The sequence below is a fragment of the Xanthobacter sp. BG11Y11_SDJG genome (assembly GCF_057364445.1).
The window spans coordinates 1-521 of sequence record NZ_JBNFNU010000899.1; the positions used below are offsets into that span (position 1 = coordinate 1).

At 75.8% G+C, this 521-nt stretch carries 1 protein-coding gene and 1 pseudogene; both read left to right on the forward strand.

The features are described from left to right. Positions 1 to 185 (forward strand): annotated as a pseudogene (locus AC2W7M_RS27190) (3-oxoadipyl-CoA thiolase); the annotation flags it as partial. 3 nt (positions 186 to 188) lie between these two features. Further along, a partial coding sequence (locus tag AC2W7M_RS27195) for an enoyl-CoA hydratase/isomerase family protein (protein ID WP_486136361.1) occupies positions 189 to 521 on the forward strand: 333 nt, incomplete at its 3' end.

Here is a 521-nt window from a genome sequence, read left to right on the forward strand (position 1 = left end):
TGCGGAGCATGTGAACCCGCACGGCGGCGCCATCGCCCCCTCCGGCCATCCCCCTCGGCATGTCCGGCGCGCGGCTCGCCATGACGGCGGTGAGCGCGCTGGAGACGCGCGGACAGAAGCGGGCGGTCGCCACCATGTGCATCGGCGTCGGCCAGGGCATCGCCGCCCTCATCGAGCGGGTCTGAGCCATGGACGCGGCGACCTCTCCCGTCCGGGTCGAGCGGCACGGCCCGGTCGGCGTGGTGGTGATCGACCATGCGCCGGTCAACGCCCTGTCCAAGGGCGTGCGGCAGGGCCTGCGCGACGCCGTGGGCGCGCTCGGGGCTGACCCCGGCGTCAGCGCCATCGTGCTGAGCGGCGGCCCGGGGCGCTTCATCGCCGGCGCCGACATCCGCGAGATGAGCCTGCCGCCGGACGACCCGCTCCTGCCCGACGTCGATCGCGCCATCGACGCGCTGGACAAGCCCGTCGTGGCGGCCATCGACGGCGCGGCGCTCGGCGGCGGCTGCGAGGTCGCGCTC